Annotated in this window: 11 protein-coding genes; 2 read left to right on the top strand and 9 right to left on the bottom strand. The window is 60.3% G+C overall.

Features of this window, described 5'->3' with window-relative positions; all coding sequences use genetic code 11:
* Positions 1-53 precede the first annotated feature (53 nt).
* Complete coding sequence (locus JJQ51_RS28745; RefSeq protein WP_113351097.1) at positions 54-839, top strand: helix-turn-helix domain-containing protein; 786 nt, start codon at positions 54-56, stop codon at positions 837-839.
* Between the two features lie 171 nt (positions 840-1010).
* On the top strand, positions 1011-2120 hold the full coding sequence (locus tag JJQ51_RS28740; RefSeq protein ID WP_113351098.1) for a thioesterase domain-containing protein: 1110 nt from the start codon (positions 1011-1013) through the stop codon (positions 2118-2120).
* Between the two features lie 4 nt (positions 2121-2124).
* On the opposite strand, the gene JJQ51_RS28735 is transcribed toward JJQ51_RS28740, so the two are convergent.
* The 9 genes from JJQ51_RS28735 to JJQ51_RS28695 all read right to left on the bottom strand — a co-directional run bounded on the left by JJQ51_RS28735 (position 2125) and on the right by JJQ51_RS28695 (position 13919).
* Entirely contained in the window at positions 2125-3756 is a 1632-nt protein-coding gene (locus JJQ51_RS28735; RefSeq protein ID WP_113351099.1) for an ABC transporter ATP-binding protein, read from the bottom strand.
* Positions 3749-4576: an ABC transporter permease gene (locus JJQ51_RS28730; RefSeq protein WP_113351100.1), complete on the bottom strand. Its 828-nt coding sequence runs from the start codon at positions 4574-4576 to the stop codon at positions 3749-3751. The genes JJQ51_RS28735 and JJQ51_RS28730 overlap by 8 nt, the downstream gene beginning before the upstream one ends.
* Positions 4573-5580: an ABC transporter permease gene (locus JJQ51_RS28725; RefSeq protein ID WP_113351101.1), complete on the bottom strand. Its 1008-nt coding sequence runs from the start codon at positions 5578-5580 to the stop codon at positions 4573-4575. The genes JJQ51_RS28730 and JJQ51_RS28725 overlap by 4 nt, the downstream gene beginning before the upstream one ends.
* A 197-nt stretch (positions 5581-5777) precedes the next feature.
* Positions 5778-7367, bottom strand: a complete 1590-nt coding sequence (locus JJQ51_RS28720) for an ABC transporter substrate-binding protein (RefSeq protein WP_113351102.1) — start codon at positions 7365-7367, stop codon at positions 5778-5780.
* Between the two features lie 127 nt (positions 7368-7494).
* Positions 7495-8277, bottom strand: a complete 783-nt coding sequence (locus JJQ51_RS28715) for a carnitinyl-CoA dehydratase (protein WP_113351103.1) — start codon at positions 8275-8277, stop codon at positions 7495-7497.
* A 6-nt stretch (positions 8278-8283) separates the two neighbouring features.
* Entirely contained in the window at positions 8284-10341 is a 2058-nt protein-coding gene (locus tag JJQ51_RS28710; RefSeq protein ID WP_113351104.1) for an acetate--CoA ligase family protein, read from the bottom strand.
* 4 nt (positions 10342-10345) lie between these two features.
* Positions 10346-11506, bottom strand: coding sequence for an acyl-CoA dehydrogenase family protein (locus JJQ51_RS28705; RefSeq protein WP_113351105.1), 1161 nt, complete (start codon positions 11504-11506; stop codon positions 10346-10348).
* Positions 11507-11518: 12 nt separating this feature from the next.
* Complete coding sequence (locus JJQ51_RS28700; RefSeq protein ID WP_113351106.1) at positions 11519-13009, bottom strand: carnitine 3-dehydrogenase; 1491 nt, start codon at positions 13007-13009, stop codon at positions 11519-11521.
* Between the two features lie 7 nt (positions 13010-13016).
* Positions 13017-13919: a 3-keto-5-aminohexanoate cleavage protein gene (locus JJQ51_RS28695; RefSeq protein ID WP_015342966.1), complete on the bottom strand. Its 903-nt coding sequence runs from the start codon at positions 13917-13919 to the stop codon at positions 13017-13019.
* Between the last annotated feature and the right edge of the window lie 25 nt (positions 13920-13944).

Raw genomic sequence — 13944 nt, 5'->3', positions numbered from 1 at the left:
TTGACGCATCTTTAAGCAAGTTTACGCTAGTCGTCGTCAATGCGGAGCTACCGATGCCTCACTTGGTCGAGAACCTCAAAATTGCCTGCGCAACGCAACGCTCCATTTCGCATCTGTGCCGCGCAATCGATATCAACCGGCAACAATTCAACCGGTACATCAACGGCCAGACGAGACCGTCTGCCCACAATCTGGCGCGCATCGCCAACTATTTCGATCTTGATGCAGCCGACTTTAGCCTCGCTCCGAAGCTGTTTCGTGAACGTCTTCGAAAACCTGCCCTCGGCGTCAATGAAGGTTCCGATCTCCTCAAAGCGTTTCCCGGAAACCTGATCGCGCTCAGGCGTCACATCGGCTATTTCCAGACCTATCATCGTTCGCCGTCCTGGCCCGGAATGGTTGTGTGTTCGTGCAGTCGTCTGATCGAGCAGGGTGGGTTGGTGCACGTCAAGTCGATGGAACGTCTGCGCGATCCTGGAAACGGCATTCAGCAATTCTCGAAATATGTGGGTTTGGCGGCGTTTTATCGAAACCGCATCTTCATCACGGAGCGTGTGGTAGGCCCGAATTCCATGTTGTCGCAGACGATCCTCCTGCCCTTCGACGAGCACCAGCGCGTCTATCTGCGCGGGACGACAATGGGCGTCTCCTGGCGAAGGGAAAACCTCCCCTACGCCTCGCGGATGATCTGGCGGCATGTGGGTGCCGAGCCTGATCTGCGAGAACTTCTGTCGCGCTGCGGACCGCTGCCGCTGTCATCGCGGCAACTGCCGCCGACGGTACGCTCGTTTCTTGCGGATCCCTCGGCCGAAGTGTATGCGGTGCCAGCCGAGTATTGACGACACCGATTGCCGAAGGGCTTTGTTAGTCTTCGCGGGGGCTCAACAGCGAAAAACCCAAAATGCAAGAAAAAGTTGTGCTTCTACGGAATATATTAAGGATCGCTTTATAAGAATGGCGGTCATCATATCGTTTAGTGACGCATACTTCGACATTTTGGGGATGCCTAGATGCTTTTCTCTGCGAGAATGGATGCAGATCCCAGTGCGTGTGCCTATATCAACGATCTGCTTCGCCAAGAAGCAAAGGTTAATTTGGACCGCGACGCCGACATTCCCGATGCCGTTTCAGTCAACCGGATCTTGAATTTCATCAAGCGCTTGTGGAGCGAAACCGGGGAGGAGCTGGATGTCAATGTCTTCTATCGCCATCGCACCCTCGATGTCCTCGGCCTTGCAATTTCCAATCACGAAGACCTCTCAGTCTCTCCGAAAATCATAGAGCTCCGTGGCGGGGAGGGCGCGGCGCCGTTGCTGCTATTTGCCGGCGGAGCAAGCTGCTTCCTGGAAATGCAGCAATTGATCAAGGAAATTCGCTTTCCAGGACCGATCCTTGGCGTTGCATTGACGGCCTTCAATCGCGATCGTCGACATCCGGCCACGGTGGAAGACGAGATCCAAAGCACGCTGAGAGCGCTGCAGGCCGCAGGGATCAGCGAGCCATATCGATTGCTCGGTTATTCGTTTGGTGGTGTTTTTGCCTTGGAGCTTGCCCGCGTCCTGAGAGCGCAGGGGCAAAAGATTGCATTCCTTGGCATGCTTGATACCCCGTTTGGCGAGCAGGAGTGGCCGCTGACGACGTGGGGCAGGTTCATGTGGCAACGCTGGAGGCGCGCCCGAACCAGAAAGAAGAACCTACGGAAAACCGATTCTCAGCCACGCCGTCAAGTATCGGCTCAGGCCAGCAGGTCGGTTATCGAGCGACGAGAACTCCTCGCAAAAAAACTGAAGCCCCTTTCTTTCCGTTACGCCGATCCGCATTCGGCCTATTATCCGGAGCTGGCGCCGCAATGGATGGGCGATTATCCGCCGCTCTATGATGCAGCTGCCAGACAACTCCTGCGTATGAAGGGTCTTTATAAACCGAGCTGTTATGACGGCGAGCTGACCTTCTACCGCAGCCTGCAAGGCTCACCGGTCGATTGCGATCCCAAGACCATATGGAGGCGTTTTCTTGCGCATGCGGATTGGGTCGATGTTGCCGGCAACCACCAGAGCATGATTGTCGGTCGCAATGCCGGCACGCTTGCTCGCGAACTCAGCGCGCGCCTGCTGCGCTGAGCTTTCAATTTCCGGCGCTCTCCATCTTTCGGGTCGTCAGTACGCGCTCCAGCCAGCCGATCTCCATTTCGGGAACGGATTTCAGCAGCAAGTCGGTGTAATCGTCGAAGGGCGGCGACAGTGCTTGCGATTTCGGGCCGAAGCGAACGAGCTTGCCGCGATGCATCACCGCGACGCTATCGGCGATGGCGCGCACGATAGCGATGTCATGCGTGATGAAGACGTAGGAGAGATGCGACTCTTCCTGCAGCTTCAGGAGCAGTTTCAGAATGCCTTCGGCAACCAGCGGATCGAGCGCCGAGGTCGGCTCGTCGCACAGTATGAGTTCCGGCTTGGCTGCGAGCGCGCGCGCGATGGCGACACGCTGTTTCTGGCCGCCCGATAGCTCGGCCGGATAGCGGTCGATGAAACCGTTGCTCATCTCGATCTGATCGAGCAGTTCTTTCACACGTGCGGTCTTTGCTGCACCATGCAGGCCATCATAAAAGGTCAGTGGACGGCCGATGATATCGCGCACGGTCTGACGCGGGTTCATGGCGGTATCCGCCATCTGGTAGATCAGCTGGATACGTCGCAGTTCCTGCCGCGAGCGGTCTTTCAAGGCAGGCGTCAGCGGCTTGCCGTCGAAAGAAATCCGCCCGTCGCTCGGCGGCAGCAGGCCGGTGATGACGCGGGCAAGCGTCGATTTTCCGGAACCGGACTCGCCGACCACTGCCAAAGTCTGGCCTTTAGGAACGTGTAGAGAAACATCATGTAATACTCTGAAACCATTGGAGTATTGCGCGCTGATATTTTCGATTTTCAAAAGCGCGCTCGTCTGATCGGCGGCTTCTGCACGTATCTCCTGGCGGACGTTGACGAGAGCGTGGGTATAGTCCTGTTGCGGCTCCTCGATGATCTGCTGGACGCTGCCATATTCCACCGTCTTGCCGTGCCTCAGCACCATGATGTCGTCGGAAATCTGGGCAACGACGGCAAGGTCATGGGTGATGTAGAGCGCAGCGGTATGCGTCTCCTCAATGGCGTGCTTGATCGCTGCAAGCACATCGATCTGCGTGGTGACATCGAGCGCGGTCGTCGGTTCGTCGAAGACGATCAGTTCCGGATTGGAGCAGAGCGCCATGGCGGTCATGGCGCGCTGCAGCTGGCCGCCGGAAACCTGATGCGGATAGCGGTCCCCGAAAGTTTCCGGATTGGGAAGGCCAAGCACGCGGAAGAGATAGAGCGCCCGCTTCCTTGCCTCCTCCTTCGTCATCAGGCCATGCTTCACCGTTGCTTCGATGACCTGATCGCCCAGCCGATGCGCCGGATTGAAGGCGGCCGCTGCCGATTGCGCGACGTAGCAGACCCGTGCCCCGCGGATCCGGCGGATGCCGGACTTGCCGAGCGGCAGGATGTCGGTGCCGTCGAGCAGCACCTGGCCGCCGGTAATCTCGGCGCCGCCACGGCCGTAGGCGAGGGCGGAAAGGCCGATGGTGGACTTGCCGGCGCCGGACTCGCCGATCAGCCCGAGCACCTTGCCTTTCTGCAAGTCGAAGGAAACGCCATCGACGATGGTGACGCGTTTCGGCGGCTCGCCCGGCGGATAGCTGGTTGCCTCTATCTTGAGATTACGGACGGAAAGAAGCTCAGGCATCGCCACGCCCTCCCTTGAGGCTGGAGGTGCGCCTTAGGAGCCAGTCGACCACCAGATTGACACAGATTGCGAGTGCCGCAATGGCGGAGCCCGGCACGAGCGCGGCTGAAATCCCGAAGATGATGCCGTCCTTATTGTCCTTGACCATGCCGCCCCAGTCGGCTGCCGGCGGCTGGATGCCCAAGCCGAGGAAGGACAGGGTGGAGAGAAACAGGATCGAGAAGGCAAAGCGCAGTCCGAATTCCGCTAGCAGCGGCGACAGCGTATTCGGCAGGATCTCGCGGAAGATGATCCAGATCTTGCCTTCGCCGCGCAGCTTAGCGGCTTCGACGAATTCCATGACCGCGACATCCAGCGCTACGGCGCGGCCGAGGCGATAGACGCGGGTGGAATCGAGAATGGCCATGACGAGGATCAGCACGATCAGGTTCTGCGGCAGGACTGCGAGCACCACGAGCGCGAAGATCAGCGTCGGGATCGACATCATCAAGTCGTTAAAGCGCGAAAAGACCGTGTCGATCCATCCGCGCGAGACGGCGGCGGTAAAGCTGAGGATGATGCCGAGCGAGAAGGAGATGATCGTTGCCGCCAGTGCGACGAAGAGCGTCGTGCGGGTGCCATAGATCAGACGCGAGAGGATATCGCGGCCGAGATTGTCGAGACCGAAAAAATATTGCGCATCGGCCGGCTGCCAGACGTTGCCGACGACTTCCGTCTCGCCGAAAGGGGCGATCCAGGGCGCGAAGATCGCGCAGATAAAGGCGATCAGAATACCTGTCATGCCGACCCAGGCGGTGATGGGAATGTCTCTCAATCTCATCGCGGATGCCTCAGACGCGGGTTGGCGATGATGGCGAGAATATCGGCCGTCATGTTGAGGAAGATGTAGACGGCGGCAAAGATCAGGCCGCAGGCCTGGACGACAGGCATATCCCGCACCGTCACCGCATCGACCATGTACTGGCCCATGCCCGGATAGACGAAGACAACTTCGACGACGACGACGCCGACGATGAGATAGGCGAGGTTCAGCGCGATGACGTTGATGATCGGCGCCAGCGCATTGGGGGCGGCGTGCTTGACGATGGCGCGGAAGGCGGAGAGCCCCTTCAGTTCCGCCGTTTCCATATAGGCCGAAGACATGACGGAGAGAATGGCCGCCCGCGTCATGCGCATCATGTGAGCGAGTACGACAAGGACCAGAGTTGCGGTCGGAAGCGCGATTGCCTTCAGCCGATCGACGAAGCCCATGCCGTCGAAAACTGTGGCCGGAAAAGTCGCGATACCGAATTTGACCGAGAAGAACATGATGAGGAGATAGCCGATGAAGAATTCCGGCAGAGAGATTGCCGCCAGCGAGATGACATTGATGATCTTATCAGGCATTCGGTTCCTGAAATGGACGGCGAGCATGCCTAGGCAAACCGCCAGCGGCACCGAAATCAACGCCGCAAAGCCGGCTAGAAACAGCGAATTGCCGAGCCGCTTGCCTATTTGCTCGCCAACTGAATTCTTGCTGGCCCAGGAGGTGCCGAAATCGCCCTTGACGGCATTGCCGAGCCATTCGACATAGCGGGTGACAACCGGCCGATTGAGGCCAAGCTCTTCGCGGATATTCGCGACCGCCTGTGGCGTTGCCGACTGGCCGAGATAAGTGGTGGCGAAATCGCCGGGCAGGGCTTCGAGCCCGCCGAAGATCAGGACCGAGACGGCAAACAGCAAAATGATGCTGAGCACGCAACGCTCGATAATGAGGGATAGCAGCGGAAAACGCTGCTTGAACCTCAGCCCGGGCAGAACGGTGCCGGGAGGTGAATTGGACATGGCCGATGCCTCGCACTGAGAGCGGTTCCATGTTTTACAGGAATCGCTGTGCCGCTCTCTCTTGTTGTTTTACGCAATTCCGAATGGAAAACAGCTGCGCATTTTCCTGAAATTGCCTGAAACGTCGGGAGGACCGCGAAAGGCTTTCGCGGTCCCGGCTGCGTTGGAGATCAGGGCGTTCTCGCCCGCTTCAGGCATCAAGCGTCCAGCCAGACGCGGGTCGCGACATAGCCGTTCGACATGTCATTGCCGATATCGTGGACATAGCCCTTCACCTGCTTGGTGGAGGCATTCACGAAATCGTTGAACATCGGCAGGATGACGCCGCCTTCGTCGCGCACCATCATTGCCATGGCGCGATAGAGCTCCTTGCGCTTGGCTTCGTCCAGTTCGGAGCGGGCCTGAAGCAGGAGTTTGTCGAAGTCGGGGCGCTTGAAGCGCGTGTCGTTCCAGTCCGCCGTCGAGAGATAGGCGGTGGAATACATCTGGTCCTGCGTCGGCCGCCCGCCCCAGTAGGAGGTGGAGAAGGGCTGGACGTTCCAGACGTTCGTCCAGTATCCGTCGCCCGGCTCGCGCTTGACCTCGATATTGATCCCCGCCTTCTTGCAGCTTTCCTGATAGAGAACTGCGGCATCGACGGCGCCGGGGAAGGCGACTTCGGAGGTGCGCAGCAAGACCGAACCGCTATGGCCAGACTTTTTGTAGTGGAAGGCGGCCTTGTCGGGATCATATTTGCGCTGCTCGATGCCTTCGGGGAAGAGCGCATAGGTGCCGTTGATCGGGAAGTCGTTGCCGACCTTGCCGTAGCCGCCAAGAATCTTTTTGACCATCGTCTCGCGGTCCATGGCGTATTTCAGTGCCAGGCGCAGGTCGTTGTTGTCGAAGGGCGCCTTGTCGCAATGCATGATGAAGACGTAATGGCCGCGGCCGGCGGTGGCCAGGATTTCGACGTTCGGCGCACGCTTGAGAAGATCCACGGTCTTCGGATCGACACGGTTGATGTAATGGACTTGGCCGGATGAGAGCGCGGCGATGCGAGCCGTCGCATCGTTCATGCAGATGATTTCGACACTGTCGACGAAGCCGCGGTCGGTACGCCAGTCGTCCTTGTTGCGCTCGAAGGTGGCGCGTACGCCGGGCTCGAAGCTGACCTGCTTGTAAGGGCCGGTACCGATCGAGGCGAGGGGATCGTCATAACCGCCATTCGGCTGGATAACGAGGTGATAGTCGGTCAGAAGCAACGGCATGTCGGCGTTGCCTTCGGTCAGCGTCAGGATGAGATTGTCGCCATCGGCCTTGATCTCCTTGATCGACTTCATGACGCCCAGCGCGCCGGATTCCGATTTCGCATCCGTATGGCGCTTGAGCGTGGCGACGACGTCGTCGATCGTCAGGTCCTTGCCGTTGTGGAATTTCACGCCCTTGCGGATCTTGAAGGTCCAGGTGGCGGCATCCTTCGACGGCTCCCAGGATTCAGCGAGCGAGGGAACGGCGGCGCCTGTCAGCGGGTGAGATTCCACCAGCATGTCGCCCCAGCAGCGGCCGATGCAGAACATGACCTGTGACAGGAATTTTGCCGGATCCTTGGAATCGGTTGCAGCACCGCCTTCAAGGCCAAGCTTCAGATGGCCGCCGCGCTTCGGTTCGGCTGCCATTGCACTTTCGGTAAAGAGCTTGTCGGCGAGCGTCAAAGTCACGCCCGCGGCCATTGCGCGTCCCATGAATTCGCGGCGGCTAAGCCCGCCGGCGGTAACGCGGCTGGTCAGATATTTCGTATAATCGTTCATTCCCCTGTTCCTTCTTCTTGCCGTGTTGACAAAGCTCCCGAGCAAGCCACTTCAGGTCACGGTTCCTCTTCCGCCTGAAGCCTGTTGCCCGCGAGCATGCGGGAAATTCAGCGGTTGCTGCCGCCTCCTACCTTCCTTTCCAGATGGGGGCTCGCTTCTCTGCGAAAGCCCGTGCGCCTTCCAATTGATCTTCGCTCGAATAGAGGATGTCGACGGTTGAAAACTGCCGTTTGGTGATCTTGTTCATGGCAGTCTGAAACGTCGAACCCTCCGCTTCACGAACGATTTCCTTGATCGCTGCGTAGACGAGCGGCGGACCGCTTGCGAGCAGGCGGGCGAGCTCCCAGGCCCTGTCCATCAGCTTGTCGGCCATGACGATCTCGTTGACGAAGCCCCAGCGATGCGCCTCTTCGACGTTGAGCCAGCGGCCGGTCAGCAGCATGTCCATGGCGATATGATAGGGGATGCGCTTCGGAAGCTTGATCGACGCCGCATCGGCGACGGTGCCGGAGCGGATCTCGGGCAACGCGAAGGTCGCGTGCGGCGCGGCTATGATGAGATCGGTCGACAGAGCGATTTCCAGCCCGCCGCCGCAACAGATGCCGTTGACGGCGCAGATGATCGGCTTGTTGAGGTCGCGCAGTTCCTGCATCCCCCCGAAACCGCCAACGCCATAGTCGCCATCGACGGCGTCGCCATCAGCGGCGGCCTTCAAATCCCAGCCCGCGGAAAAGAATTTCTCGCCGGCGCCGGTCACGATGGCGACGCGCAGATCTGGGTCGTCGCGGAAGTCACGAAAGATCAAACCCATCTTGCGGCTGGTCGCCAGGTCGATGGAGTTCGCCTTGGGCCGATCGATGATGACCTCGAGGATGCCGTCTTCGGAGCGGGTTCGAATGGGGTCTTGCAACTTCCGCTACCTCCTTCGCCGGATGAGGGCATCCGCCGCAATGGCGCCCCGAGATTCTGCTAGAACCATCAATGGATTAATGTCTAGTTCTTCAAGATGTGCGGCGTTCGTTACGACATATTCTGCCGCTGATAGGACGGCGTCAGCAACGATTTCAAGGCTGCTGCCGGTATCGCCGCGATAGCCCTCAATCAGTTTCCGGACCTTCAGCCGCGAAATCCGCTCGAGAACCTCGGCTTTCGTCACGGGGAGTGGCAAAACGACGGAATCCTCAAGCAATTCCACGAGAATTCCGCCCGCGCCAACGGTTAGTGTCAAGCCGACGACCGGATCGCGGACCGCGCCAACGATCAGCTCCGCGATAGGGCGATCGATCATCCGCTCGACAAGGAATCCGTGTGAGAAACCGGCCATGCCTTCGGCCGCGTCTCTGACAGCATTCCTATCCCATAGGTTGAGCTTAACCGCGCCGACATCGGACTTGTGCTCGACACCGAGCGCCTTGAGCGCCACCGGAAAACCGAGTTGTTCCGCGCAATCGGCCGCTTCGCTTGCCGTGGCGGCGGTCCTGCCTAGTGGGACGGCGAGGCCCGCAGCGGCAAGTTCCGCCTTGGCGGCAGCTTCGCTCAGGGTCTCGACCTCGCCTTCGGCGGTGGAAGCGCTGAGAAGCGGCAATGGTTGCGGCCTATTCCATGCCCTGGCAATGTCGCTGGCCATATCCGCTGCGGTCAACGCCTCGCTGATACCGCAGAGCGGCACGATGCCGCTTTCGATCAGCCGTTGTGCGATCGCCTCCGGCATGTTTTCGGGCAAGGTCGCCAGAATGCCGGCGCGGGCACCCGTCCGCTTCGCGGCCGCGGCAACCGCTGCAACAGTAATCATCCAGTCGGCGCCATCACAACGATCCGCGCGCGGGAAGTCGAGAACGAGCAGATTGAGGGCATAGCCGCCGGCGAACATGGCGCTGAAAGCCTCCGTCTGCCGGCCCAGATCGCCCCAGACGAAGGTGTGATAGTCGAGCGGATTGGAAAGCGTCACCATCGGGCCGAGAGTTGCGCGCAGGGCAGGAAGCTGTTCGGCTTTCAACGCACGAAACTCGATAGTCCGGCCCACGGCAGCATCGGCCATCAGCGACGCCTCGCCGCCCGAACAGCTCATCGACGAGATCGCATTGCTCTCGAGCGGGCCAGCGACATGCAGGAGTTTCAACGTCTCGATCAGCTCCGGCAGCGTCGAAACGCGGCCGATGCCGAGGCGGTCGAGAACGGCGTCGGCCACTGCATCGCTGCCAGCAAGTGAGGCGGTGTGCGAAACGGTGGCGCGTTGAGCCTGTTCGGATTTGCCGACCTTCAGTGCGACGACGGGCTTCTTCAGCTCTCGGGCGCGCATGGCGAGCCCTTCCAGCGCCCTTATATCGCCGAAGCCTTCGATATGCAGACCGACGGCCGTCACACGCGGATCTTCAAGGACGGCTCGGGCAAGGTCCGACAGGCCTGTCTGCGCCTGGTTGCCCGCCGTCATCAGATAGCTGATGGGCAGGCCGCGCCTCTGCATGCTGAGATTGATGGCGATATTGGAGGACTGCGTAAGGATCGCAACGCCGCGCTCGGTTCTGACAATGCCATGCTGATCGGGCCAGAGCAGGGCGCCGTCCAACCCGTTGATCATGCCGTAGCAATTCGGCCCAACGATCGGCATGCTACCTGCCCCTTCGACGAGCGCGCGCTGCAAGTTCGCGCCATCAGCCAGTTCGGCCACAGCCTCACTGAAGCCTGAGGCATAGCAGACGGCGCCGCCGGCGCCTCTGGAGGAGAGCTCCCTCACGATATCGACGGTAAGCGCCCTGTTAACGCCAACGAAGGCGGCGTCCGGCGCGTCAGGCAGGTCGGCGACCGAGCGATAGCAGCGGCGGCCAAGCACGCTTTCCTGTGTCGGATGCACCGGCCAGATTTCGCCGGCAAATCCCATGCGGTCGCATTGCTCGATGACGCGCCGTGCCTCTCTGCCGCCGAAGACGGCGATCGTTTTGGGTCGGATCAGGCGGTCGAGCGAACGCTGGGTCATGGGCTCATGCTCCGAACGGCCGAAGCAGGTCGCGGCTGATAATGTGCCGCTGGATTTCCGAAGTCCCGTCCCAGATACGCTCGACGCGGGCGTCGCGCCAGAAGCGGGCAAGCGGCAGATCGTCCATCAATCCCATGCCGCCGAAGATCTGGATCGCCTCGTCGGTGACGCGGGCAAGCATTTCCGACGCATAGAGCTTGGCCGATGCGATTTCGCGATTGGCCGGGATGCGGGCATCGAGCTTCCAGGCGGCCGACAGCGTGAGCAGATCGGCCGCGTCGATCTCGGTAATCATGTCGGCAAGCTTGAAGGACACGCCCTGATTGGCGCCGATCGGCTTGCCGAATTGCTTGCGCTCGGCCGCATAGGGCAGGGCAAGATCAAAAGTGCGGCGTGCCCGGCCTACACAGGTGGCGGCAACCGTCAGGCGGGTCCCGTAGAGCCACTGATTGGCAAGATCGAAGCCCCGATGCACCTCGCCGAGCACCTGAGACCTCGGCAGGCGGCAATCAGTGAAATTCAAGATGCAGTTGTGATAGCCGCGATGGGAGACCGAGTCATAGCCTTTGACGATCTCGAAGCCCGGCGTGCCGCGATCGACCAGGAAGGCCGTAATCTTCTTCTTGACGCCTCGATGGGTATCCTCCTCGCCGGTGGCAGCAAAAACGATGACGAAATCGGCGACATCGGCATGCGAGATGAAATGCTTCGTGCCGTTGAGCACGAAATCGTCACCATCCTGCCTTGCCGCGCATTTCATGCCGCGCATGTCGGAGCCGGCGTCCGGCTCGGTGATGGCAAGTGCATCGACCCTTTCCCCGCGCACCGCCGGCAAGAGGTAACGCTCGCGCTGCTCGCCCTCGCAGGCCATCAGGATGCCGGATGGGCGGCCGAAGAAGACCGTAAGTCCCATCGAGCCGCGGCCGAGCTCACGTTCAACAAGCGTGAAGGTGACGTGATCGAGCCCGGCGCCGCCGATCTCCTCCGGGAAATTGCAGGCATAGAAGCCGAGCTCGATGCATTTGCGCTTGATTTCCAGCCCAAGATCGGGCGGCACGAAGCCGGTGCGCTCGACCTCGTTTTCGTGCGGATAGATCTCCGTCTCGACGAAGTCCCTGACCGTCTTGACGATCATCTCCTGTTCTTCGCTGAGCCCGAAATTCACGATCGCTTCCTCCTAGCGTTTTTGTCCCACATGACGGCCGGCTCCCTCCGGCATGGCCAAGGCTGCATGCGCGGCAGTAATAGGCATCAGCTTCGCCAACACCTCCTCCGGTGCGGCAACGGCTTTGCCTGCTTTCGCATCGACATGAAGCAGCATCTGTTCGGCGGTGGCGATTATTTCGCCGCTGGCGCTGTTATGCAGTGCATGGAAAACATGCAGCCGCTTTTCGTCAGATGCGAGGATCTGCGCCGTCGAATGGATGGCCTGTCCGAGCTTGGCTTCGCCGAGATGGCGGATATGTGTCTCCACCGTGTAGTAGCTATGGCCGCGCTCAACATAGGCGAGATCGACGCCGATCAGCCGCAACAGCGCATCCGACGTGTCGCCGAACACCTGCAGATAGCGATGCTCGGTCATATGGCCGTTATAGTCGACCCATGCGGGGCTGACCTTGGTATCGATCAGGCGCAGCGGCTTTGTAACATCCAGCCCCTGCTTCTCTCCGCCACCTGCGGCCCAAAGCTGCTGTTCGAAATCCTTCAGCAGTTTGCCGGCGCCCCAGCCTTTGCCGCCATGGCTTCCCTTTAAGCTCTGAAGGATGCCGACGAGGTTCTCGTCGCGGATGCGCTCGAGTTCGCGGATCGACAGGCCATCGGCCTGATCGTCCGACTGCTGGCCGATCTTTTCGACAAGCGCATCGTCGAGATCGACGACATCCATCAGCTTCGTCCAGTTCCATTGTAGGGCAGGGCCGAATTGCGCGAGGAAATGCCGCATGCCCGCTTCCCCGCCGGCGATGCGATAGGTCTGGAACAGACCCATCTGCGCCCAGCGCAGACCGAAGGAATAGCGGATCACATCGTCCAACGTCTCGACGGTGCAGATATCGTCCTTGATCAGCCACAAGGCCTCGCGCCAGAGCGCTTCCAGCAGGCGGTCGCCGACGAAAGCTTCGATCTCCTTGGCGATATACACACCCTTCATGCCGATGGGCGGCAGGCGGTCCATCGCCGCCTTGATCGTGGCAGCACTGGTCTTTTCGCCGCCGACGATTTCGACGAGCGGCAGCAGATAGACGGGATTATAGGGGTGAGCGACGAACAGGCGCTCAGGATGACGCATGTCGCGTTGCAGGTCGGTCGGTAGCAGCCCCGAAGTGGATGAGCCGATCAGCGCATCGGGCTTTGCGGCCGCATCGATCTGCGTCAGCACGTTGCGCTTGAGATCCAGCCGCTCGGGCACGCTTTCCTGGATCCAGTCAGCGCCGGCGACGGCTGCTTCCAGCGTCTCCTTGAACGTAAGCTTGCCGCGCGGCGGAAGCGGCGCGCCGGTCAGCATCGCATAGGCTTTTTCGGCGTTATCAAGAACTTCGCCGACGATGCGGGTTGCCTCAGGATGCGGGTCGTAGACATCCACATCGATGCCTGCCAGCAGGAAGCGGGCGATCCATCCGCCGCCGATGACGCCGCCGCCGATGCAGGCCGCCTTGTTGATCTTGGTCATCGGGGCCTCAGCGCTTCGTCAGTTTCAGCTTCTTGCGGACATCTTCAGGGCCGATGATGCGCGCACCCATGCCTTCCACCACCTGCACCGCTTTTTCGACGAGCTGCGCGTTGGTCGCGAGCATGCCCTTGCCGGCATAGAGATTGTCTTCCAGCCCGACACGGACATTGCCGCCGGCAAGGATGGCGGCCGCTGGATAGGCCATGGCGTTGCGACCAATAGAAAAGGCCGAGAAGGTCCAGCTTTTGGGAACGTTATTGACCATCGCCATAAAGGTGTTGAGGTCATCGGGCGCCCCCCAGGGGATGCCCATGCAGAGCTGGATGAGGACCGGATCCTCGATCAAGCCCTCCTCGGCAAGCTGTTTGGCAAACCAGAGATGACCGGTGTCGAAGGCTTCGATCTCCGGGCGGACGCCGAGATCGGTCATCTTCTTTGCCATGGCCCGTAGCATCGAAGGCGTATTGGTCATGACGTAGTCGCCAAGATTGAAGTTCATCGTGCCGCAATCGAGCGTGCAGATCTCCGGCAGGCACTCGGCGACGTGGCTGACGCGCTCGGTGGCGCCTGCCATATCGGTGCCCTTGGCATTCAGGGGCAGGGGGCTCTCGACATCGCCGAAAATCAGGTCGCCGCCCATGCCGGCCGTCAGGTTCAGCACGACATCGATGTCGGCCGAACGGATACGGTCCGTGACTTCCCTATAAAGTTCGTTGCGGCGGCTGGCAGCGCCCGTTTCGGGATCGCGGACATGGCAGTGAACCACTGCCGCTCCAGCCTTGGCGGCGTCGATCGCGGAGTCGGCGATCTGCTTGGGAGTGATCGGAACATGGCTGGATTTCGAAACCGTGTCGCCGGCACCGGTCACGGCACAGGTGATGAAGACATCGCGATTCATCGCAAGAGGCATTTTTGTTCTCCCTCGTATTGAGGAC

This window comes from Rhizobium sp. AG207R, assembly GCF_027109195.1.
Lineage (GTDB): Bacteria > Pseudomonadota > Alphaproteobacteria > Rhizobiales > Rhizobiaceae > Rhizobium > Rhizobium dioscoreae.
Note: the sequence above shows the minus strand (reverse complement) of the source record. Positions and strands in the feature narration are given on the sequence as shown.